Source organism: Xanthomonas sacchari (genome assembly GCF_024266585.1).
In the GTDB taxonomy this organism is placed as follows: domain Bacteria; phylum Pseudomonadota; class Gammaproteobacteria; order Xanthomonadales; family Xanthomonadaceae; genus Xanthomonas_A; species Xanthomonas_A sacchari_C.
In genome coordinates, this window is the sequence record NZ_CP100647.1 from 4,794,334 (window position 1) to 4,815,348 (window position 21,015).

At 69.2% G+C, this 21,015-nt stretch carries 26 protein-coding genes and 1 tRNA gene; 11 read left to right on the top strand and 16 right to left on the bottom strand.

Features of this window, described 5'->3' with window-relative positions; translation table 11 throughout:
* The first annotated feature begins 110 nt into the window (after positions 1-110).
* Complete coding sequence (locus tag NKJ47_RS20275; RefSeq protein ID WP_254459505.1) at positions 111-1,253, top strand: alpha/beta fold hydrolase; 1,143 nt, start codon at positions 111-113, stop codon at positions 1,251-1,253.
* A gap of 104 nt (positions 1,254-1,357) precedes the next feature.
* Here NKJ47_RS20275 and rarD read toward each other — a convergent pair whose 3' ends face one another.
* A complete protein-coding gene (gene rarD, locus NKJ47_RS20280; RefSeq protein WP_254459506.1) occupies positions 1,358-2,275 on the bottom strand; it encodes an EamA family transporter RarD in 918 nt (305 codons plus the stop codon).
* Positions 2,272-3,168: a drug/metabolite exporter YedA gene (gene yedA / locus NKJ47_RS20285; RefSeq protein ID WP_254459507.1), complete on the bottom strand. Its 897-nt coding sequence runs from the start codon at positions 3,166-3,168 to the stop codon at positions 2,272-2,274. Before yedA ends, rarD begins: the two co-directional genes overlap by 4 nt.
* Before the next feature lie 123 nt (positions 3,169-3,291).
* On the opposite strand from yedA, the gene NKJ47_RS20290 reads away from it, so the two are divergent.
* Positions 3,292-3,705: a Rap1a/Tai family immunity protein gene (locus tag NKJ47_RS20290; protein ID WP_254459508.1), complete on the top strand. Its 414-nt coding sequence runs from the start codon at positions 3,292-3,294 to the stop codon at positions 3,703-3,705.
* A 442-nt stretch (positions 3,706-4,147) separates the two neighbouring features.
* Positions 4,148-4,762: a hypothetical protein gene (locus tag NKJ47_RS20295; RefSeq protein ID WP_254459509.1), complete on the top strand. Its 615-nt coding sequence runs from the start codon at positions 4,148-4,150 to the stop codon at positions 4,760-4,762.
* A 319-nt stretch (positions 4,763-5,081) separates the two neighbouring features.
* Here the strand turns inward: NKJ47_RS20295 and NKJ47_RS20300 are convergent, their stop codons facing one another.
* From NKJ47_RS20300 to NKJ47_RS20310, 3 genes are all read right to left on the bottom strand, one after another.
* On the bottom strand, positions 5,082-5,249 hold the full coding sequence (locus NKJ47_RS20300) for a peptidase (protein WP_254461484.1): 168 nt from the start codon (positions 5,247-5,249) through the stop codon (positions 5,082-5,084).
* A gap of 107 nt (positions 5,250-5,356) precedes the next feature.
* A complete protein-coding gene (locus NKJ47_RS20305; protein ID WP_254459510.1) occupies positions 5,357-6,289 on the bottom strand; it encodes an MBL fold metallo-hydrolase in 933 nt (310 codons plus the stop codon).
* A gap of 287 nt (positions 6,290-6,576) precedes the next feature.
* Positions 6,577-7,869: a tryptophan--tRNA ligase gene (locus NKJ47_RS20310; RefSeq protein ID WP_254459511.1), complete on the bottom strand. Its 1,293-nt coding sequence runs from the start codon at positions 7,867-7,869 to the stop codon at positions 6,577-6,579.
* Between the two features lie 108 nt (positions 7,870-7,977).
* On the opposite strand from NKJ47_RS20310, the gene NKJ47_RS20315 reads away from it, so the two are divergent.
* The gene (locus NKJ47_RS20315; RefSeq protein ID WP_254459512.1) at positions 7,978-8,922 is read left to right on the top strand and encodes a hypothetical protein; all 945 of its coding nucleotides are present in this window, start codon (positions 7,978-7,980) and stop codon (positions 8,920-8,922) included.
* A gap of 70 nt (positions 8,923-8,992) precedes the next feature.
* On the opposite strand, the gene NKJ47_RS20320 is transcribed toward NKJ47_RS20315, so the two are convergent.
* The 4 genes from NKJ47_RS20320 to rocF all read right to left on the bottom strand — a co-directional run bounded on the left by NKJ47_RS20320 (position 8,993) and on the right by rocF (position 10,839).
* On the bottom strand, positions 8,993-9,208 hold the full coding sequence (locus NKJ47_RS20320) for a CsbD family protein (RefSeq protein ID WP_254459513.1): 216 nt from the start codon (positions 9,206-9,208) through the stop codon (positions 8,993-8,995).
* Positions 9,209-9,393: 185 nt separating this feature from the next.
* On the bottom strand, positions 9,394-9,528 hold the full coding sequence (locus NKJ47_RS20325) for an entericidin A/B family lipoprotein (RefSeq protein WP_160966335.1): 135 nt from the start codon (positions 9,526-9,528) through the stop codon (positions 9,394-9,396).
* A gap of 90 nt (positions 9,529-9,618) precedes the next feature.
* Positions 9,619-9,771: an entericidin A/B family lipoprotein gene (locus NKJ47_RS20330; protein ID WP_017908941.1), complete on the bottom strand. Its 153-nt coding sequence runs from the start codon at positions 9,769-9,771 to the stop codon at positions 9,619-9,621.
* 144 nt (positions 9,772-9,915) lie between these two features.
* Positions 9,916-10,839, bottom strand: coding sequence for an arginase (gene rocF, locus NKJ47_RS20335; RefSeq protein ID WP_254459514.1), 924 nt, complete (start codon positions 10,837-10,839; stop codon positions 9,916-9,918).
* A 398-nt stretch (positions 10,840-11,237) separates the two neighbouring features.
* Between rocF and NKJ47_RS20340 the strand changes: the two genes are divergently transcribed.
* Positions 11,238-11,672 (top strand): hypothetical protein, encoded by a 435-nt coding sequence (locus tag NKJ47_RS20340; RefSeq protein ID WP_254459515.1) that lies wholly within the window; start codon positions 11,238-11,240, stop codon positions 11,670-11,672.
* A gap of 55 nt (positions 11,673-11,727) precedes the next feature.
* Positions 11,728-11,997: a hypothetical protein gene (locus NKJ47_RS20345; protein ID WP_104562876.1), complete on the top strand. Its 270-nt coding sequence runs from the start codon at positions 11,728-11,730 to the stop codon at positions 11,995-11,997.
* A 139-nt stretch (positions 11,998-12,136) separates the two neighbouring features.
* On the opposite strand, the gene NKJ47_RS20350 is transcribed toward NKJ47_RS20345, so the two are convergent.
* On the bottom strand, positions 12,137-12,493 hold the full coding sequence (locus NKJ47_RS20350; RefSeq protein WP_254459516.1) for a PriCT-2 domain-containing protein: 357 nt from the start codon (positions 12,491-12,493) through the stop codon (positions 12,137-12,139).
* A 525-nt stretch (positions 12,494-13,018) separates the two neighbouring features.
* Between NKJ47_RS20350 and NKJ47_RS20355 the strand changes: the two genes are divergently transcribed.
* Both NKJ47_RS20355 and NKJ47_RS20360 read left to right on the top strand, forming a co-directional pair.
* Positions 13,019-13,963, top strand: coding sequence for a hypothetical protein (locus tag NKJ47_RS20355; protein WP_254459517.1), 945 nt, complete (start codon positions 13,019-13,021; stop codon positions 13,961-13,963).
* 1 nt (position 13,964) lies between these two features.
* A complete protein-coding gene (locus tag NKJ47_RS20360; RefSeq protein WP_232131726.1) occupies positions 13,965-14,462 on the top strand; it encodes a hypothetical protein in 498 nt (165 codons plus the stop codon).
* 41 nt (positions 14,463-14,503) lie between these two features.
* Here NKJ47_RS20360 and NKJ47_RS20365 read toward each other — a convergent pair whose 3' ends face one another.
* Positions 14,504-14,968: a hypothetical protein gene (locus NKJ47_RS20365; protein WP_254459518.1), complete on the bottom strand. Its 465-nt coding sequence runs from the start codon at positions 14,966-14,968 to the stop codon at positions 14,504-14,506.
* Between the two features lie 63 nt (positions 14,969-15,031).
* Between NKJ47_RS20365 and NKJ47_RS20735 the strand changes: the two genes are divergently transcribed.
* The gene (locus tag NKJ47_RS20735; protein ID WP_302329799.1) at positions 15,032-15,157 is read left to right on the top strand and encodes a hypothetical protein; all 126 of its coding nucleotides are present in this window, start codon (positions 15,032-15,034) and stop codon (positions 15,155-15,157) included.
* Between the two features lie 10 nt (positions 15,158-15,167).
* Here the strand turns inward: NKJ47_RS20735 and NKJ47_RS20370 are convergent.
* The 4 genes from NKJ47_RS20370 to birA all read right to left on the bottom strand — a co-directional run bounded on the left by NKJ47_RS20370 (position 15,168) and on the right by birA (position 18,150).
* Positions 15,168-15,243, bottom strand: a tRNA-Thr gene (locus NKJ47_RS20370).
* A 259-nt stretch (positions 15,244-15,502) separates the two neighbouring features.
* Positions 15,503-16,333 (bottom strand): SPOR domain-containing protein, encoded by an 831-nt coding sequence (locus tag NKJ47_RS20375; RefSeq protein ID WP_254459519.1) that lies wholly within the window; start codon positions 16,331-16,333, stop codon positions 15,503-15,505.
* A 105-nt stretch (positions 16,334-16,438) separates the two neighbouring features.
* Positions 16,439-17,176 (bottom strand): type III pantothenate kinase, encoded by a 738-nt coding sequence (locus NKJ47_RS20380; protein WP_254459520.1) that lies wholly within the window; start codon positions 17,174-17,176, stop codon positions 16,439-16,441.
* Positions 17,173-18,150 carry a bifunctional biotin--[acetyl-CoA-carboxylase] ligase/biotin operon repressor BirA gene (birA, locus tag NKJ47_RS20385; RefSeq protein ID WP_254459521.1) on the bottom strand — a complete coding sequence of 326 codons (978 nt, stop codon included), beginning with the start codon at positions 18,148-18,150 and terminating at the stop codon, positions 17,173-17,175. Before birA ends, NKJ47_RS20380 begins: the two co-directional genes overlap by 4 nt.
* A 142-nt stretch (positions 18,151-18,292) precedes the next feature.
* On the opposite strand from birA, the gene NKJ47_RS20390 reads away from it, so the two are divergent.
* Together NKJ47_RS20390 and NKJ47_RS20395 are read left to right on the top strand one after the other, a co-directional pair.
* The gene (locus NKJ47_RS20390; RefSeq protein ID WP_254459522.1) at positions 18,293-18,577 is read left to right on the top strand and encodes a hypothetical protein; all 285 of its coding nucleotides are present in this window, start codon (positions 18,293-18,295) and stop codon (positions 18,575-18,577) included.
* Positions 18,544-19,332 carry a zinc-dependent peptidase gene (locus tag NKJ47_RS20395; RefSeq protein WP_254459523.1) on the top strand — a complete coding sequence of 263 codons (789 nt, stop codon included), beginning with the start codon at positions 18,544-18,546 and terminating at the stop codon, positions 19,330-19,332. The genes NKJ47_RS20390 and NKJ47_RS20395 overlap by 34 nt, the downstream gene beginning before the upstream one ends.
* 478 nt (positions 19,333-19,810) lie before the next feature.
* Here the strand turns inward: NKJ47_RS20395 and NKJ47_RS20400 are convergent, their stop codons facing one another.
* Complete coding sequence (locus NKJ47_RS20400; protein WP_254459524.1) at positions 19,811-21,001, bottom strand: DUF1501 domain-containing protein; 1,191 nt, start codon at positions 20,999-21,001, stop codon at positions 19,811-19,813.
* Between the last annotated feature and the right edge of the window lie 14 nt (positions 21,002-21,015).

A 21,015-nucleotide genomic window follows, 5' to 3' on the forward strand; every position in this document is an offset into this window, starting at 1 on the left:
CCCGGCCCAATGGCCGCTGACGCGTCATCGTTTCGTCATCGAAACGCGGTAGAACGGCCGCCGCCGAGGCGCTAGCCTGCGCGGCCATTTGGTTCAACGCCGCCCCGTCCATGTCCTCGCGCCTGCGCCTGTTGCTCGTCCTCTGCGCCAGCCTGTGGCTGAGCGGCTGCTCCTCCACCTCGCTCAGCGACCGCCTGGTCGCGCCGGGCGGCGTGTCGCCGCTGATGGACGAGGAACGCATCCAGAGCCTGCTGGCGACCCTGCCCAACCGCAGCGGCCACGTGGTGGTGCCGGGCGGCATCCCGATCTTCTGGCGCGCCATCGACCCGGGCGACTACCACATGCGCTACCGCTACGAGCACGCCGGCCGCGACGCCAGCGGCCGCGAGCATGCCGACTTCGCCATGGAGGTGGCGACCCCGGCGCCGGCCACGCGTGTCGCCCCGCGCGGCACCGTGGTGCTGCTGCACGGCTGGATGATGGACGGCGACTCGCTGCTGCCGTGGTCGCTGGACCTGGCCCAGGCCGGCTACCGCAGCATCAGCATCGACCTGCGCAACCACGGCCGTTCCGGCGGCGGCCCGGCCGGCTACGGCACCCGCGAGTCCGACGACGTGGTCGCGGTGATCCGCGCGCTGCGCGCCAGCGGCGAGGTGCAGGGCCCGGTATACCTGTTCGGCGTGTCCTACGGCGCGGCCACCGCGCTGTTCGCCGCGCAGAAGCTCGGCGACCAGGTCGACGGCGTGGTCGCGATGGAATCCTTCGCCAACGCCGGCCGCGGCATCCGCGACATGATCCCGCACATGCTCGCCAGCCACCCGCGCGGCTGGATGGCCAGCGCGGCGATGGACCTGGCGCGCTGGCGCTACGGCGGGCAGAACCTGGACGCGGTGATCGCCAGCGCCAACCAGCGCCTGGCGCTGAACCTGGACCAGGTCGACGTCACCGCCGCCGCGCGCGCCGCGCCGGCCTGCGTGCTGTTGCTGCACGGCAGCGCCGACCAGCACATCCCGGTGGCGCATGGCCGCCTGCTGGCGCTGGACGCGCCGCGCGCGCACTACTTGGAGATGCCCGGCGAAAACCACCTGAGCCTGCCGATGCGGCTGGACCTGCTGGGGCCGACCGTGGAGGACTGGTTCGCCGACCTGCAGTCGCCGAGCCACGGCGGCCGCTGCCCGCAGCCGCTGCCACCGCGTGCGGATCCCGATCTGCAACTGACCGGTGGGCCGGCGGCGAGCGGTAGCCGCGGCTGAGCCGGGATGACCAGCCATTCGGCTGTGGAAAGCCGGGAGTCGGGATTGGGGATTCGTAACGGCGGACTGCGCTGCTGCTTTTACCAATCCCGAATTCCTAATCCCTAATCCCTAATCCCCGCTCGCCGCCACACGCCCGACCGCCACAAGCTCTCACCGGCGAACAGCAACAACCCGATCCAGATCGCGGCAAAGCCGATGGCCTTGCCGGCATCGAACGGCTCGCGGAAGAACCACACGCCCAGCAGCAGTTGCAGGCTCGGCGCGATGTACTGCAGCAGGCCCACCAGCGACAGCGGGATGCGCCGCACGCCGTATGCGAAGCCGATCAGCGGCACCGCGGTCACCACGCCGCCGAACGCCAGCAGCAGATCGTTGCGCCAGCCCCAGCCGCCGGTAAAGCCGCCGCCGTGGCCGGCCTCGCCCCACAGCACGAAGCCCAGCGCCGGCAGGAACAGGTACAGGCTCTCCACGCCAAGCCCGGCCACCGCATCCACCTGCACCAGCTTGCGCAGCAGGCCGTACAGCCCGAACGAGCCGGCCAGGCCCAGCGCGATCCACGGCAGCGTGCCGGCATCGACCGTCAGCCAGGCCACGCCGAGCGCAGCGCAGGCCACCGCCAGCCATTGCAGCGGACGCAGCCGCTCGCGCAGCACCAGCACGCCCAGCAGCACGTTGACCAGCGGATTGATGAAGTAGCCCAGGCTGGTCTCGATCACGTGGCCGGCATTGACCGCCCAGATGTACAGGCCCCAGTTGAAGGCGATCGCCACACTGCTCAGCGCCAGCGTGGCCAGCGCGCGCGGCTGCGCGGCGATGCGCCGCCACCACTGCAGGCGCGCGCTGTACACCAGCCAGGCCACCACCAGCAGCGTGCTCCAGATGATGCGGTGGGCGATGATGTGCGGCGACGGCACCGCCTGCAGCAGGTGCCAGTACACCGGCACCACGCCCCACAGCGCGAAGGTCGCCGCGGTGATCCACAGGCCGCGCCGCGCGTCCTGCCCGGCGGCCGCGGTCATCGCCGGGTCCTCGCCAAGGTGATCACCACCACGCCGGCCAGGATCACTGCCATCGCACCGAAATCGCTGGCGCTGAAGCGTTCGCTGCCGAGCCAACTGCCCAGCGCCACCGCGATCACCGGATTGACGTAGGCATAGCTGCCGGCCAGCGCCGGGCGCACGTTCTGCAGCAGCCACACGTAGGCGGTGAAGGCGACGATCGAGCCGAACACGCACAGGTAGGCCACCGCCAGCATCCCCTGCGCGCTCGGCAGGGCGTGCAGGCGTTCGCCGCTGAGCAGGCCGATCGCCACCAGCATGGCGCCGCCACACAGCATCTGCCCGGCCGCGGCCATGAACGGCATCGGCAGGTCGCGCCCGCGCGACCACACCGAGCCGAATGCCCAGCCGATCGGCGCGATCAACAGCAGCACCAGGCCCAGCGGGCTGGCAGTGAGGCTACTGCCGGCATTGAGCCACACCACCCCGGCGAAGCCAACCACGATGCCCAGCCATTCGCCGCGGCTGGCGTGGTGGCCGCGCAGCGTGCCGAACAGCGCCATCCACAGCGGCACCGAGGCCACCGCCACCGCCGCCAGCCCCGAGGACACCTGGCGCTCGGCCAGCACCACCAGGCCGTTGCCGCAGACCAGCATCAGCGCGCCGAGCATGGCCAGCGGCCGCCACTGCGCGCGCGTGGGCGCGGCCACGCCGCGCCAGCGCAGCACCGCGTACAGCACGCTGCCGGCGATCACGAAGCGGGTGCCCGACACCACGCTCAGCGGCGGCGCACCGCCTTCCAGGGCGAAGCGGATCGCCAGATAGGTCGAACCCCAGACCACATAGACCAGGAACAGAGCGAGAACGACGAAGCCGCCGCGCGCAGGCGCGGCAGCGACAGGAGCGGAAGGCATCGGGCGGTCCCAGAGACAGCGGGGGGCGGCTATTCTAGAGCACCTGCTCTGCGCGCACGCCGGATCACCCGCGCGTTCTCGCCGCCGCGGCGCGCAGGTCACTCGTCGAGAAAGGAGTCGCGTATGGCATCACACCGCACCTGGCTCGCGCTGCCCTTGCTGGCCGCGCTCAGCAGCAACAGCGCAGCACGCCCGCCGGCTGCCCCCTGGGACTTGAACGGACACCAGTTGCTGGAAGCCCCGCTGGACGGCTCCCTGGCGGCCGACCTGGGCCCGCAGCAACCGCAGGAACTGCGGGTCATGGTGTCCTCGCGCACGGCGGCGGCATACATGCTCGGCATCGCGGCCGGCAGCGAGGGCACGCGATGGTGCCGACCGGCCGGCCAGTCCGGCCCACCAGATATCCAGGCACTGGTCGCCGATCTCGCCGCGCTGCCCGACGCACGCCTGGACGCGCGCGCCAGCGACCTGGTCGTGCAGGCCTTGGCCAAACGGTATCCCTGCAAAGCCACCACGCCGCGCCGTCCGTCGCGCTGAGGCGCCCGACTGCCTGCGGGGTCGCGTCGGCGCGGCGAGACCGTGATTCGCCACAGCTGGCACGATAACCGTAGTGGGTGCCGGCAGGTCATTCACCGTGGCAGCACAGCCGGCCGCCACCCGCCGCAGCGGCGCCCGGCGTTCCACCCGCACCACCAGGCCGGTGTTGCAGGCCAGTACGAGCGCGCCGCGTCGCGTCAGTGGCCGCCCTGTGCGCGGCCGTCCCGCGCTGCGCTCCCGCGGAGGAAACGCGATCGGTCTCGCGCAAGGACTGTGCTGCTCAATGCAGTTCCGGCACTGACGTCTTCGCCGATCAATGGACGTCCATGCCGACGCGGCTGGCACCTGCTCCGGCGCTTCGCGGTCACCCGAAATACCTAAGAGACGGTTCAGCCGCACGGGCGTATCTGTACGCACATACACCTGCTCGCCGAGCACCGCCATGGCCATCGATACCGCACTGTCGCCGCTGGGCACCGTCACTCCGTATGGGGCCTCGCCGTATGGTTTTTCCAGCCCCGGCGCCTCCAGCGACGCGGCCCAGGCCGGCAATCCGGTCGTCAGCAGCAACGACCCGGCCGCCGTGCAGCAGGCCGTGGAACTGTCCGGCGACGCCTCGGTGATCTTCGGCCTCGGCGGCCTCGCGGGGACCATCCCGGCCGACATGGGCCTGACCTACAACGCAGCCGGGCTGTTCAACAGCATCGTCAGCGCGGGCCCGAGCGACGCGCGTTCGACCACGACCACCGGCACCTCCGGGTCCAGCACCGATCCCTCGACGTCGACCAGCGGCACCGGCACCGCGACCTCGACGACCACCTCGCCGTATCCCACCCTCGACCAGGCCACCCAGACGTACGACCAGGGCCTGCTCGGGACCATCAGCGCGCCGCCGTCGATGCCCGGCTTGTACAACGCCAATGGTGTCTTCAGCAGCCAGGGCCTGACCCCGCAGCTGTCGTCCCTGCTGCAGTCCAACCCCAGCCTCAGCGGCACGGTGACCGGCGACCTGCTCAATCAGGGCATCGTCGGCGGATTGATCGATACCACTGCCTGAGCGCTGAGCGGCGGCCGCCCTGCAGCGCCAGCGTGCGTCTGACCGGTCAGTGGCCCTTCTCGTCACGACTCGCCCGACAGCGCATCGTCCCCCCGTAGGAGCGGCGTCAGCCGCAACAGGCGTGACCGGTAACGCCCGTCGCGGCTGAAGCCGCTCCTACGGATGACCCTGCAGCACTATTGGGAAGTCCCTTCTGCCGCGACACCCAGCACAACCGTGCGCGTCGGCGGCCATCGCCAACAGGCGCCAGCACTGCGCAACCGACTTGCCGTGGTGGCCAGCGTGCCTCAGACCCGGCATCGTCTTCCTGCAAAATCGCTCAGCCCGGCATCGCCGGGCCACGGCCTTCAGAGGCGTCGCACGCCGCCGGCAATGCATGCCGCTCCAGTGCGTCGGCGTCGCCGCCCGTCTCGCCAGCCAGTGCATCGTTGGCCGCCTGTGCCGCATCTCCCATGAACAGGGAAGCGGACAGCAGCAACATGCGCATCGGGTTCACGGTCACGACCTGGCAACAAGCGGGCCGCACAGTGTAGAGAATGGCGTCGCGCCGAGACAGCGCGGCGACGTTTTCGCGTGCGCGAGGCGAGGTGCCGTTCAGCGCACGGGGCGGTCCAGCCAGCAGGCCAGGCCCTGCGCGTTGAGCTCGATGTCCATGTGCAGCACGCGCTCCACGCCGGCATCGTCCAGCCGACAGCCATGCAGCCGCGCGCGCTCCAGATACAACGCGGTCAGCGCCGCGACCAGGCAACGATGGCGGTCGGAGCGGCCGTCGCAGCCGCGCGCGATCGCCACCATCGCCTCCAGTTGCTCCTGCAATTCGGCCGCCAGCGTGTCGGCGCCCTCCACCGGACCGTAGTGGGTGAGATACAGCGTCTGCGGCGCGTAGCCGAGCATGCGCTGGATCGACGCCTGCATCGCCCCCGGTTCGAACTGCACCGGCGATGAGGTCGGGATCGCGAACGCGCCGCGCGCGCTGTCCAGTTCGCGGTAGGACAGGCCGAAGGTGTCGCCGCTGAACCAGCTGCGGCTGCGCGCGTCCCACACGCACAGGTGATGGCGGGCGTGGCCCGGAGTGTCGATGCACAGCAGCTCGCGCGCGCCCAGCGACACGCGATGGCCGTCCTCGGCCACCACCACGCGCGCGGCCGGCACCGGCACGATGCGGCCGTAGCTGCGTGCCATCTCCGCCTCGCCGTACACCGCGGTGGCGCCGGCGATCAGCCGCGCCGGATCGATCATGTGCGGGGCACCGCGCGGATGCACCAGCAGCCGCGCATTCGGCAAGTGCTGCAGCAGCGCGCCGGCGCCGCCGGCGTGGTCCAGGTGCACGTGGGTGAGGATCAACCAGTCCACCTCGCCCGGCGCCAGGCCGGCGTTCGCCACTGCGTCCAACAGCACCGGCACGGCGTGGCTGGTGCCGCAGTCGACGAAGGCGCCGCGCCCGTTCTCCACGATCAGGTAGGCGGCATCGAACTGCGCGCGCTGGAAGCCGGTATCGACAAGATGGATGCTGGAGTCGCGTGGCATGGCGCAGAAGCGTGGCTGGGCGAGGCTCCATTCTAGGCGGTATGGAGGGCGCCGCCAGTCCCGGGCGGCAAGGGCCGGATGAGGACGAATGCCGGAACCGCCGCAGACCGTGACAGCCCAGTGTGGGAGGGACTTCAGTCCCGACTGCATGCGACCAGCAAACACGCGCGCTTCGGATGTCGCAATGGAACGCGTCGTTTGTCTGTAGGAGCGGCTTCAGCCGCGACGCTTCAACGCCAAAGCGTCGCAGCTGAAGCCGCTCCTACGACGGACCACCGTGCGAGCGCTCAGCCCGCCTCGCGCAACCGCGCCAGCGCCGCCAGCACCGTCTCGGCCGATGCTTCCAGGGTCACCGGCGCCGCCTGCAGCGCCTCGGCCTGCGCGGCCCGCTTGAGCGCGGCGATGGTCTGCCCGGCATCGCGCGGCGAGGCGAAGCCGCCGCTCTGCAGCAGCAGCGTGCCTTCGCCATCGAGCAGCTTGAAATAGAACTGGCCGTCGGCCTCGCGGTACTGCTTGAAGCTCGGCAGCGCCGGCTTGGCCGTCGTCGCTGCGGCAGCGTCGCCGGCCTGCGCCGCCAGGTCGCGCAGGCCCACCGCGTGCCGCAGCTCGGCCAGGAACGGGATCGCATAGCGTTCGCGCAGGCGCTGCGCGTTGTCGCGCAGGATCGCCTCGATATCCTGCGGGCGCGCCATCAGCGCCTCGTAGCGCCCCCGCATCGGCGCGATCTCGGCATCGATGCGCTCGAACAACTGCTGCTTGGCCTCGCCCCAGCCGATGCCGGCGGCGAACGCCTGCGCGAACGCGGCGGTCTCCTCGGCGCTGGCGAAGGCCTGGTACAGCTGGAACAGCGCCGAGCCTTCGGTCTCCTTCGGCTCGCCGGGCGCGCGCGAATCGGTGACGATGGCGAACACCCGCTTCTTCAACTCCTCGCGCGGAGCGAACAGCGGAATGGTGTTGTCGTAGCTCTTGCTCATCTTGCGCCCGTCCAATCCGGGCAACGTCGCCACCTGCTCGTCGATCAGCGCGTCGGGCAGGACGAAGTGCTCGCGGCCGTAGACGTGGTTGAAGCGCTGCGCGAAATCGCGCGCCATCTCAATGTGCTGGATCTGGTCGCGGCCCACCGGCACCTGCTGCGCCTTGAACAGCAGGATGTCGGCGGCCATCAGCACCGGATACATGAACAATCCGGCGGTGACCCCGGCATCGTCGTCCTCGCCCTCGGCGCGGTTCTTGTCCACCGCCGCCTTGTAGGCGTGCGCCCGGTTGAGGATGCCCTTGCCGGCGACGCAGGTCAGGAACCAGGTCAGCTCGTTGGTCTCCGGCACGTCCGACTGACGGTAGAACCACACCTGCGCCGGGTCCAGGCCCGCCGCCAGCCACGTCGCCGCGATCTCCAGGGTCGAGCGCTGGGTGCGCGCCGGGTCCTGCGCCTTGATCAGGCTGTGCAGGTCCGCCAGGAAGAAGAAACTCTCGATGCCGGGGCGCCGGCTGGCCTGTAGCGCGGGGCGAATGGCGCCGACGTAGTTGCCCAGGTGCGGCGTGCCGGAGGTGGTGATGCCGGTGAGAACGCGGGTGGTCATGCGGAAGGGACAGTCTGGGGGAAACCCGGCGAGTTTACCCGCTGCGCGCCAACCCCGTTCCGGCGCGTGGGTCGTTCAATCCAGCGTCCCCGTCCTGGAGTCCCCGCGATGCATGCTCTTGCTACGTTCCTGCCCCGCCGTTGCCTCGCCGTACTCGCCTTCGCCCTGCTGTGCATCGGCGGGCTGTGCGGCTTCCGTCCATGGTCTGCGCCGCCCGCCTCGGCGCCGGCGGTGCAGTTGCAGGTGATCGATCGCGATGCCGACGATGCGCCGCTGCCCGCGCACGCCTGGCGCGGCGAGCGCTGGATCGCCGCCACGCCCGGCCATCGCTATGCGCTGCGCCTGACCAACCTGACCGGCGCACGGGTGCTGGTGGTGCTGTCGGTGGACGGTGTCAACGCAGTCAGCGGCCAGACCGCGGCCAGCGACCAGCGCGGCTATGTGCTGGCGCCGTGGCAACGTACCGAGATCGCCGGCTGGCGCAAATCGTCCGAGGACGTGGCGCAGTTCGTGTTCACCGACCTGGACGACAGCTATGCCGCACGCACCGGGCGCCCGCGCAACGTCGGCGTGATCGGCATGGCGGTATTCGACGAGGCGCGGGCGTGGCCCGATGTCGCCCTGGGCGAGGCGAGCGTCGACGCCGCGCGTGCGGCCGCCGCGACCGCACGCGCGGCCACGCCGGGCGCCCCGCCCGCGGAGGCGATGCCTGCACCGGCAGCGGCCGCCGGCACCCCGGAGCGCAGCGCAGCCGCGTCGCTCGCCGCGGCACCGGCGGCCGACGCGCGGGCGTATGCACGCGAGGGCAACCCCGCTGCACACGTGCGGCAACGTCTGGGCACCGGCCACGGCGCGCGCGAATGGTCGCCCTCGCGCGTGACCGACTTCCAGCGCGCCAGCGACGTGCCGATGCAGCGGACCCAGCTGCGCTACGACAGCCGCGCGCGGCTGATCGCACGCGGCGTGCTGCCGCGCGACCTGCCGCCGCCGCGTGTGGCGGTCGCACCGAATGCCTTCCCCGGCGACTACGTGTCCGACCCGCCGGCGCGCTGAGCCAGCACACGCGCAAAAACGCACGGGCCGCAATGCGGCCCGTGTCGGCGACGCTGGCGCGGTGCGCGCCTCAGTCGCGGTATTCCTTGTCCAGGCTGTCGCGGAAGGCATGCACTTCCTTCTCGGCGCGGTCGCGCGCCCAGCCATAGCGCTCCTGCAGCTTGCCGGCCAGGTACTGGGTGTTGCCCTCGGCGACGTCGAAATCGTCGTCGGTGAGGTCGCCCCACTGCGCCTTGATCTTACCCTTGAGCTGGGTCCACTTGCCGGCAATGATGTCTTTGTTCATGGCATCTCTCGTGATGTGTGTGCGGCGCCGTACGCCGCCCACGCAGCTTCGCGCAGCCAGCGTCGCGGACCGATCAATGCAGCGTCAGGGAGGCATGAGCATCGTGAACCGTTACGCCGCGGCCGGCGGCCGCGCAAAAAAAAACGGGCCGGCAAGCCGACCCGTTTTCCTCACCGAGACGAGGCTCAGTTCTTGGCGGCGTCTTCGACCTTCTCGCCCGCCTTCTGCACGTCCTTGCCGGCACCGGCAACGGTGTTGCAACCGGCCAGCAGGCCCACCGAGAACATCGCCAGCAGCATCCACGCAAACGTACGCTTCATAGGTTCACTCCTTCATGATCATGGAACGCGGCCACGTGGACCGCGCGAAACATTCGGCTCGGTCTTTCGCCAGGCGATCGACCGCGGCGATCAGCACTTGCCCGCGCTGCAATCCTTCGCCGTGTCTTCCACCTTCTCGCCGGCCTTCTGCATGTCCTTGCCGGCGCCGGCGACGGTGTTGCAGCCGGTCAGCACGCCAGCGCAGAACAGGGTCAGCATCAACAGGGTGGTCAGTCGCTTCATCGTGGTCGTCCTCGGCAATCGCAGGTGGTCGGGGTGGGCGGCGATAGGCGTCGCCGCGCTACCGTCTGGCGGTGAATCTGCCGTTACGGCTGTGGATTTCACGTGAATGAACCCGCACCCCATTCAGGCTGGCACGATCGCCGATCAGTCCCGCATCAGCGTCGACTTGCCGAACAGGCTTTCCACCAGGTCCACGGCCAGTTCCGCGGTCAGGTTGCGGTGGTCCAGCACCGGATTCAGCTCCACGATGTCCAGCGAGGCCATGCGCCCGCTGTCGGCGATCATCTCCATCACCAGTTGCGCCTCGCGGTAGTTGGGGCCGCCCGGCACGGTGGTGCCGACGCCCGGGGCGATGCTGGGGTCGAGGAAGTCGACGTCGAAGCTGACGTGCAGATGGGTGTCGGCATCCAGTCCGTCCAGCGCCGCCTCCATGGTCCGCTTCATGCCCATCTCGTCGATGTAGCGCATGTCGTACACGTCGACGCGGTGCTGCTTGATCAGCCGCTTCTCGTCCGGATCGACCGAACGGATGCCGATCTGCCGCACCTGCTCCGGGCGCAACGCCGGCGCGCTGCCGCCCAGCTCGGTCAGCGCCTTCGGCCCCAGCCCGCACAGGCAGGCCACCGGCATGCCATGCACATTGCCCGACGGGGTGACCTCGCTGGTGTTGAAGTCCGAGTGCGCATCCAGCCACAGCACCCGCAGCTTGCGGCCCTGCTCACGGCAATGCCGCGCCACCGCGGTGATCGAACCGATGCCCAGGCAGTGGTCGCCGCCGAGCACGATCGGCATGCGGCCGTCGCGCAGCTCGGCGTAGCTGGCCTCCATCAGCGCGCGGTTCCAGGCCACCACCTCGGCCAGGTGGCGGTAGCCGTCGACCGGCGCCTGCCAGGGATTGCGCGGGCCGTCGATGTTGCCGACGTCGCGCACCTCCACGCCGCGATTGGCCAGCGCCTCGTGCAGGCCGGCGATGCGCAGCGCCTCCGGTCCCATGCGCGCGCCGCGATGACCCGCACCGATGTCGGTGGGAACGCCGATCAGGGACACCGGCAAAAAGGACGACCTCATGCGCATACGCTCCAGCGAAAAGTGGGCGCCAGTCTAACGACTCCGGCACGACACGACCCGCCGCGTCGCAGCAGGCGACAGGCGCGCGCAGGCGCGGGTGTGTTGGATGCAGCGTCGGCGAAAGGTGGACGCCGATGGGTGTGCTGATGCGAGAAACCAGGGACCGCGTCTGCAGAAACCACACTCCAATGCAGACGCCAACAACGCGAGCATCCAAGGGCTTGGGCCGCCGTATCGCGCGCCGCGTCGCGCGGTCCTTTCCGGAGGGCTGCGCAGGCCTGCCTGAATCTTGTGGCGAAGGCCGCGCACTGGAGGCCTGCAATCGCCTGCACACGGCATGCGGTTGGACGTCGACGGCGGCGGCTGGCTAAGCTGCGCCGCCGCCAGTGGAGATCGCCTTGAAAAAGCCCTTGATCGTCACCTTGGAGGCCGCGTTCGCCGGACTGACGTTCCTTCCCTGGTTCGCGTGGGCGCACAACAGCCTGAACCCAAGACTGGTCCTGCACGCGGACCACGTGGAGTATCGCGTGCTGCGCACGCGCACCCGTCCCTACCGCGAGATCGCCAGGGTGGACTACCGAAAGGCATGGGGAACCGAGAACGTGGTACTGGAGTTCCAGCGGGCGAAGACGACCTTCATCGCCAACACCGGGCTGCTCCGGCGAACACGAGAGGCCATCGCCGTGTTGCACCGGCACGGTTGGGCGCGAACGCCATCGTTTCCCGGACGTGTTTCCCTCGGATCTGCCGCGGTCGCTGCGGCTTGCGAATCATGGGCTTGGCATCGCGCCACCCACCGATGGAATGTCGGGCGGTTGACTTCAGTTGTTTAATTTAATTACACTAAATTCACTATCCCGGCAGCAGTTCACACAGGACATTAGAGATATGGGAAAGAAGAAGTCCACTGAAAGCCTGATTGCGGAAGCAGTTGCCAAGCTCGCGCAGGCTCAAGAGCAGATCCGCTCTGACGTGAATCGTCACGAGAAGATACTTGCAGTTCAGTCACTGCAGATCGATACGCTAGAACGGAATGTGATGGAACTGCGGAACGCGGCCATCGCTGCGGAGTTGCGCCTTGGCACTCCCAACAAGGATGTGGCGGCAAAGTACGGTCTGTCTGCTGGGCGAATCTCTCAGATCAAGAGAGACCAATAGTCGACTGAGGCGGGGAACTGAAGGCCGTAGGGCTTTCAGCTCCCTCGGTTGACGCTGCCATGCTCGCGCCGCCCCTCGTACTCCTGCGACATGCGCTCCCAGGTCTCGGCGTCCAGGCGCGGCACCGGGCCGATGCAGGTCATCTCGCTGCGTCGGGCCAGGGCGTCGCGCCCGCCCATCGCCTGGACCGCATCGGGCGGCGACCGACGATCCACTCCTGGCCGAGGTAATGGCCGTCGCCCATACACCAGTCGATGAACTCCTGTCGGCCTTCGCCATCGGTGGCAAAGTGGCAGGCCATCATCAGGTCGCGCCAGCGATCGTGCTGCTTTTCGCCGAAGTCGCACGGGTCGAGTTGCGCCAGGGTCTCGGCCAGCTGTTCAGGCGTCAGCTCGCCCGCGCCGATCGCCTGCTTCTTGGCGCGATCCGCCCTGCGCGCCTCAGCTTCGGTCCGACGCGGATGTACTTCGGGCCACCGCCGCGGCAGCGATACCACGCCAACGTGGCGCGCTTCAGCCGCAGGAGCGCGGCGGCTTCCTCAGGCTTGACCATCGCCTCGTCGGGAAGCGCGTGCAGTTCGGCCAGCTCTTCGGGGTTGAGCTTCTTGGGTTCGGGGTAGTCACAGGCGTGCTCCATCTCCAAGTTCCCATGGAGGCGGAATGCCGCCGGGGGACTGGGCCTGCTGTGCGTCGCAGAGATGGACTGCTCAGTTCGTCACTCTGGGCTGGCCTCGGCTGTTCTTGCCACCGAAAGCACTTCTGATCGCCATAGCCATTGCCGGCGATCCCGGACGGCCCGCGCGCTGATACCAGCACTTCGTCCAAGCTCCCCGGTGAGTCCGTGTCGCCCGATTCGGTCCGGGCTGCTCGGCATCAAGTCGCACGATCCGGGACGCGATACGGGCTGCCTGGCGAGCCTGTGCAGTCTTAATCGCTGCGACGCAGCAAGAGCAGACTTTTGACTTCGGACCTCCCGTCCCTGAATATCCATTCAGGAATGCCAACACACGGGGAAATGGATAATGCCAGCAGACCAAACCACCAAGACGGTCTACTACCTACGCGCCAGACGCGACGACCAGCCTTTTGACCTTCAGTCGATCGCAAAAAAGGCGCGAAGGAAAAAGAGCACCTGCGATGCAACCGAGATCGAGCTCGGCGGCGGAGACGTGGTGCGGATTCAGCACTTCAGCAATTCTAATGGGCGTACGCTGATGCACCTCACGCGATATGTTCCTGGCGTGCAGGCATCAACGCTCCAGCCCAAGGCGACTACCGCCGAAGATGACGAAGGCGCCCAGCCGCCTCCGAGAGGCAAAGAATTCAAGGACGGAGACTGCTTCCTGCTACTGAAAGAACACCATGTCCTTTATTGCGGGCACGGTATCAGCAAGAGCAAAGCGTCGCTGTACTTGTCCCAGCTTTTCAGGGAAGCAGAGCTTCATGATGAGTCCAGCGGCTTCGATCTGGTTCCTGCGAGCAACTTGGACAAGTTGCAACTGATCCAGGATCACGGCGTCAAGTCCATCCAACTGGCCGTGAGCGCCTTCGACCTGAGCTTGCCGAAGGCGCGCCGTACAAGTTGGATAGCAAAGTCTCTCGGTTCTCTCGGCGATGAGCTTGGCGCGCTAGTAAGCAAGGACCAGTCGCTGACCAAACAGAAGGCGCTGGAGGACCTCATCGTGAATGTTGAGGTCAAGCTGGACGGCAACACCCGTGCGATCCAGAGCTCTAAGGACTTTATCGAGGATCTCGCGGAGACGGTACTTGATGACGACACCGAGACACCCGTAAGCGAGTTCACGATCATCACCCAGAAGAACGAACGCATCACTTCCGGGGAAATCCGACTTCAGACGGGCGTGAAGGTGGAAACGAAGGACAATTCCGTCAGTCACACCAGCGTATGGGGTGAGATGGGAATCTACTTTGACCAGATAACGCAGGGGAACCTGCTGGAGCAATGACGTGCGTCCCCTCGAAGTTGACTGGAGCCGAATCGGGCTGTTCGCCGCGATCACCGCCGTTTCGGCGGTGATCGGTTGGTATGGGCAGCCATTCGTCCACGGTAACGACGAAGCCCGCGGCGTCATCGTCAACGTATTCTCGATCCTGGCTGGCTTTCTCATCACAGTGATGACCCTTCTGGGCGAGCCCGGCCTATATCGAGGGCGCACGTGGCGTTCGGACGCCGTCAAGCGGAGCAACGTTTACCAGCGGCTCGTACGCCATAAGTGGCTCTTTATCTCCTACTTGATTGTGCTTGCGTTGGTCTTTCTGACGACCATCGTGGCCAAACGCGAGCCGGACGGACGACTGGTCACCTGCTTGGAAGCGCTTTATCTCGGCTTCGCTGCCTTCGCATTCATGTACTCACTGATGCTTCCAAGCCGATTGCTGAATCTCCAGCTAGCGCGCTTCGACGAACTCGTGGAATCAAGGCGTAACGGTCAGAAGTCCGAATGATGATTCGGGAGGCGCAAGGCGCCTCCCGTTTAGTGGAGGTGCTACAGGCAAGCGCCAACCCATGCGTCCGCCACATTGTCCCGCCCCTCAAGGATGACGCTCTTTCCACCCGACACGAAGCGCCGGAAGCCTGTGTACCCTCCTAACTCGTTCTTGGCGTTGACCCAGCCACAGGCGACCACGCCGAACTCCTCGGTGTAGTTGGCACGCACGTCCCGGAACTGCGCGGCGTCCGGGTCCTTCAGCTCGTCCCTCACCGCGCGCTCGGCAGCCACGACCGTCTCGGCGCCGAACCACTTCTCCTGCTGCACCTTCTTCTCCGCGGCTGTTATGGGGCGCTCCGGCTCGGGCTTCGTTGCCTCGGGCTGCTGGGCCAGCTTCTGCTGCACCCCGGCTACTACTGCGGGCGCGGCGGCGGCGACAGCGGGCTCGCTGCGCGGCACTAGCTTCGACCCGACCCAGGCCAGGACCACCAGGACGACCAGAAAAACCCCTATCCGCTTCATGCACTCCCCCCCACGCAAACCTTCGTATCCAAGTGCGAGCGCGGGGAGAGGCGCATCGACGCCGTGGAACTGGTCGAGTTCGCCGAGGCGCTCGGCGTGCCGCCGCTCGGGCTGCTGGGCGAGTACCTGGAACAGCGTGCGGCCAGGCTGCAGCCGAAGTCCAGAAAGAGCAGCGCAAAGCGGCGCTAACTAGGAGAGATGGTGCCGCTTGTCCGAATCGAACGGACGACCTACTGATTACAAATCAGTTGCTCTACCGACTGAGCTAAAGCGGCGATGTCGTACTTCTCTTGCTCAAACCGTGTCCGGCTTGCCCCGCAGTCTACGCGCTGACGAGCCTAAAGCCTTGCCGCGCTTAGCCTTCCAGCCGGTCACCACAACAACCGCGTCCGAGTTACAAGACAGTTGCTCTACCGACTGAGCTAAAGCGGCAAGATCGACGACGCCCGCGGGTGGGCCCGGGGCAGTCTAACCTGCTGGCGCGGGCCTCGACACGCCTGCCGGCGCGGCCTGCGCACCGGCAGGCGCGGCATTCTAGCGCAGCGTGGCGCAGTCCACGCTGCGCTGGTGCGCGGCGCCGAGCTGGCGGCGCAGGGCAGCGGCCTGCGCCGCGGAGTCGGCGCGCAGGTCCAGCCACCAGCGCGACTGGCCGCTGCCGCCGTTGGGGATCAGGTCGGCGTTGAAGCCGGCACGGGCCAGTTCCGCGCGGCGGCGCTCGGCTCCCTCGCGGCTGCGGTACTGGCCCAGGGCGATGGCATTGCCGGTCTCGCCCTGGCGCAGTGGGTAGTAGTCGTGGATGCCGGCGGCGACGATGCGCTCGGTGGCCTGCTTGAGGCCGTCCTCGCCGCCGATGGTCGGCAAGATCACGCGGAAGCTGGCGGCATTGCTGTCGGCGGCCTCGCGCAGCCGCGGACGCGGCGTTCCCGGCGCCAGCGCGGCGACGGCCGCCTGGGCGGCGTCGCGGTCCGCGTACGGTCCCAGGCTCAGGCACACCGCGGTGCCGGCGGCGGGCTTGGCCGCAGGCTCGGCCTGGGCCTCGGTTGGCGCGGGCGCAGGGGCGGCCGGCAGTGCGGGTTCGGTTGCCGGCGCGGCGGTCGTGGTGGCGGCCGGCGCGCTGGCCGATGCCGGGGCGGACCCGGCCGCATCGGCGGCGACGGCACTGTCCTGCGCCGCGACAGGCGCGGCCGGCGGCGGCGTTGGCGCAGCGGCCGCTGCCGGCGCCTCGTTGACCAGTTGCAGCGTCACCACCCCGGCCGGCACCGCCGGCATCGGCACCGACGGCGAGGTCGGCGGCTGCATCGCCCACCACACCGCGACGCCGAGGTTGAGGATGGTCAGGACGACGAGCAGGGCGCGAACGAGCATGGCCGGATTCTAGTGCGTGCGATGCGCCTTGGGAGAGCCAGTGGCCTTCGCGCGGGCGCAGCGTCCGCGCGGACGCGCCGCATCACGGCGGCCATCGTCGCCCCCTCAGGCACCACCGGCCGCGGCATGCGCCTGCGCCCACAGCGCCAGTCCGTCCAGGACCAGCGCGGGGCGCTGCTCGGCTGGCGGCAGCGCGTGCAGCAGCGGCGGCACGCCGCCGCCATGCAGCAGCAGGCGCGGTCGCCGTCCCAGCAAGGCCTCGCCCTGCTGCAGGCTGCGTTCGATCAGCGCCACCGCGGCACCGTCGCAGCCGGAGGCCAGCGCGTCGGCGGTGTCGGCGGCGAACTCGTGGTAAGCGCCGCCCTCGGCCGGCAGCTGCGCCGCCTTCTGCTGCAGGGCCTGGCGCATGACCGTTGGCGACGGCGCGATGCGGCCACCGTGGTGCAGGCCGTCGCGGTCGAGCAGGTCCACGGTCAGCGCCGTACCCACCCCCACCACCAGCACGTCGCCGCCGCCATGCGCGGCGAGCAGGGCCAAGAAGCGGTCCACGCCGAACGCCTGCGGTCGCGCATAGGCGATGCGCACGCCGGCGCACGCCGCTTCGGTGCGCGCCACCTGCACCTGCGCGAAGCGGTTGCGCAGCGCCTCCAGCACGGTCGCGGTCAGGGCCGGCGCGGCGACGCTGGCGACGTAGGCGGTGCCGCCCTGCGGCAGCGCCGCGACCGCCGCCGCGTCCATGGCCTCGGCGCCATGCGGCCAGGCCTGCACCGCACCGACCTGGCCGTTCTCCAGCGCGGCGAACTTGAAGCGCGAATTGCCCAGGTCGAACAGCCAGTCGCTCATGCCGCCCTCACGCTGACGTCGCCCGCATGCACGGGCTGCTCGCCATCGGCGAACGCCACCCGCAGCGCACCGTCCTCGGCCAGGCCCAGGGCCGTGCCTTCGCGCACCTGGCCGCCATCGTCGATGCGCACGGCGCGTCCGGCCAGCAGATCCAGCGCGGCGTAGCGCGGCAGGAACGGCGCCAGCCCTTCCGCGTCGAACAGCGCCAGCGCCGGCAGCAGGTGCGACAGCACCGCCGCGGCGATCGTGTTGCGCGACACGGGGCCAGCGGCCAGCCGCGTCAGGTCGGTCCACGGCTGGCCGATGTCCGCGGCACTGGCCGCCGGCATCGCCACGTTCAGGCCCAGGCCGATCACCGCCCGCGCCGGCCCGGCGAACTCGCCGCCGCCTTCCACCAGCAGGCCGCCCAGCTTGCGCCCGTCGGCCAGCAGGTCGTTGGGCCACTTCAGCCCGACCGTGGCGAATCCGGCCGCACGCAGGGCTTCGGCCACGGCCACGCCGGCCGCCAGGCTCAGGCCGCCCAGCCGGCCCAGCCCGCCCTGGAAGCTGCGCGCCACCGACAGGTACAGGTGCGCCGCCAGCGGCGAGGCCCAGACCCGGCCGCGGCGGCCGCGGCCGCCGGTCTGGCGCTCGGCCAGCAGGACCTCGCTGCCCTGCGCGGGCGCCGGGCGCTGTAGCAGGGTGGTATTGCTGGAGACCAGGCTCCAGGCGATCTCCAGCCCGGCCAGTTCGGCGCGCGCCGGCGCATTCAGCCCGGCCCGGATCGCCGCGGCGTCGAGCAGTTCCAGCGGCCGCGCCAGGCCATAGCCCTCGCCGGCCCGGCCCTCGATCTCCACCCCGGCCGCGCGCAGCGCCTGAATGCGCTTCCACACCGCCGCCCGGGTCAGCCCGCAGGCACGCGCCAGGGCATCGCCGGACAGGGGGCCCTTGCTGAGCCTGGCCAACAGTTCGCGCTCGTCCAACGCCGGTTCCATCGCCTCGTTTCGCCCCTGGGCGCGCCGCGGCACGCCCTCGTAAACCGAAAAGTATGCGGCAACCTCCCCCGGGCGCCCAGCGCCTGGCCCTGCAGCCGGCGAAAACCGCGTTAGAATCGGGATTCACCGCCGCTCGCCCTGGATGCCGACGATGCGCCGTTCCCTGTCCTGCCTGCTCCTGTTGCTGCTGCCGCTGGCTGCCGCCCACGCGTCCAACGTGCTGGCGGAGAAGCCGCACACCGACTGCGCCTACGGCGACGCGGCCGATGTCGACGGCACCCCGACGCGGCCGCCCGCGACGCTGCATGCGCCCGCCTCCACCGGCAAGCCCGCCACGACCACCACTGGCGGCGGCAGCGACAGCGACCTGGTGCCGCGCATGCGCATGCCCAAGTGGCACAGCTTCCTGCCGGGGATGTTCCGCTGATCCCACGCTGGTTGCGCTGGCTGTGGCCGACGCCCGCCGCCATCGATGACGCGACCTGGCATGCCGTGCGCGCCGGCTGCGCCTGGGTCGCCGCCCTGGATGCGCCGCGCGAACAGCGCTTGCGCGCACTGGCTAACGAGTTCCTGCACCGCAAGACCATCTCGCCGCTGGGCGGCCTGCAATTGGATGCCCGCCGGTGCGCCCTGCTCGCCGCACTGTGCTGTCTGCCGCTGCTGGAATACGGCGTTGGCGGCATGAGCGGCTGGTCGCAACTGCTGGTCTACCCGGATGCGTTCCGCGTGCAGCGCAGCCATGTCGATGCGGCCGGCGTCCTGCATGAGTGGGAAGACGAACTGATCGGCGAGTCGTGGGGCAGTGGCCCGTTGATCCTGTCCTGGGCCGACGTACAGGCCGACCTGGACGATCCGCATGCCGGCTACTGCGTGGCGGTGCACGAGATGGCGCACAAGCTCGACGCGCTCGACGGCGTCCTCGACGGCACGCCGCTGCTGCCGCGCGAATGGCAGCGGCAATGGGCCGCCGATTTCCAGCGCAGCTACGACGCCTTCTGCGCGCGCGTGGACCGCGGCCGCGCCAGCGAGGTCGACGCCTACGCCGCCGAGGCACCGGAGGAATTCTTCGCCGTGGTCAGCGAGTACCACTTCTCCGCGCCGGATCGCCTGCAGCGCGAGATGCCCGAGGTGGCTGCGCATCTGGCGCGGTTCTATGGGCCCTCGCCGTTCTCTGCGGCCTGAACCGCGAACGCATCTCGAGCCATCGCTTCCGTTGCACGGAACGGTTGCCGCCGCGATGAACGCGACAAAGCACGCGGTACGCGGAGCCGAGCGTGGAACGCGTCGGGACTGAAGTCCCTCCCACAGTGCACTCGCCATGCAGGCCGCGCGCGCCTGTGGGAGCGGCTTCCGGACGCATCCAACACTCCGCATCCGCCGCTATCGAGCCGGATGCAGGTTGCCGCGCAGGAGCGGCTTCAGCCGCGACGGGGCATTCCCGGCAAAGCCCGCCGCGGCTAAAGCCGCTCCTACGGGACATTTCCCACATGGGTGCCCTTCGTCGCGACGAACGAAGTCTGGAATTGCGACCGGTCCTGGCAGGGTTGGCTGAAACGCGCGCCGTGCGCCGGCTCGGCGCGCGTCCATCGCGAGAGCGACTTCAGCCACGAAGAAGCCTCCCGCTGCCGCAGCGAACGACGTGGCAGCCAGGAGGAACGCCTCACACCAACTTCAAATCCCGCGCATGCGCCTGCGGGAACACCTTCTGCAGTTGCGTCGGCGACAGGCCCCACATGCGCCCGAGCAGGCCGGCGAACATGTCGCGGTAGTTGGTCAGCACCGGGTAGTCGCGGTCCTGGAACAGCTTGTCCTTGCTCACCGCCACCTGCTCGCCGGCGATGCGGCCGCCATTGACCCCGCCGCCCAGCACCCAGTACGTGGTGCCATGGCCGTGGTCGGTACCCTTGTCGCCGTTCTCGCGGAAGGTGCGGCCGAACTCGGACAGCACCACCACCACGGTGTTGCGCCACTCCGGTCCCAGCGCCTCGGCATAGGCCGACAGCCCCTCGGACAGGTTGGCCAGGTTGTTGGCCAGCGCGCCGTCGGTGCTGCCCTGGTTGACGTGCGTGTCCCAGCCGCCGACATCGACGAAGCCGAGCCGGTAGCGCTCGCGCATCAGCGTAGCGATGCGGCGGGTCTCGTCGGCGAAGGTGCGCGCACTGGCGGCGCCGCGGTTGGCCTGCTGCATCTCGTCGCGCAACGCCTGCGAGACCTGCTGGCGCAGTGCCAGGCCGTCGTGCGCGGCGCTGGCCAACTGCGTGTCGTGGTACATGCCGGCGAGGATGTCGGCCTGGCGCTGGTCGAAGGCCGGGGTCGGATTGCGCTTGAGCGAGAGATTGGGAATGTCGCCGCCGCCCTGGAAGCTCAGCGGCAGCGAATCGGTGAAGGCGATCGACGGCGTGCCGGTGGCCACCTGCGACAGCCGCGCCAGGAAACCGGTGCGGTAGTCGCTGCGCTGCCCGGCAGGCTGCCCGGCCTCGATGCTGTCCTGGGTTTCGAAGTGGCTGCGCGACAGGTCGTCGGTGCCGGCGAAGGGCACGAACGCCAGTTGCTTGTCGCTCCACAACGGCAGCAGCGTGTCGCGCAGCCGCGGGTTCAGGCCCCACTGCGTGTCCAGCGCGATGGCGCTGTTGGGATTGGCCGGATCCGGCTTGGCGATCGCCAGGCTCGGCCGCGAGGCGTAGTAGAAATCGCTCGCGTACGGGACCAGCAGGTTGTTGCAGTCGTAGCCGCCGCGCAGGAACACCACCAACAAACGCGGCGACGGTGCCGGTGCGGCGAACAGGCGCCCGGCAAACGGCAGGCTGGCCGCGGCGGCGGCGGAGGCGAGCAGGAAGCGGCGACGGTGCATGACGGATCTCCGTG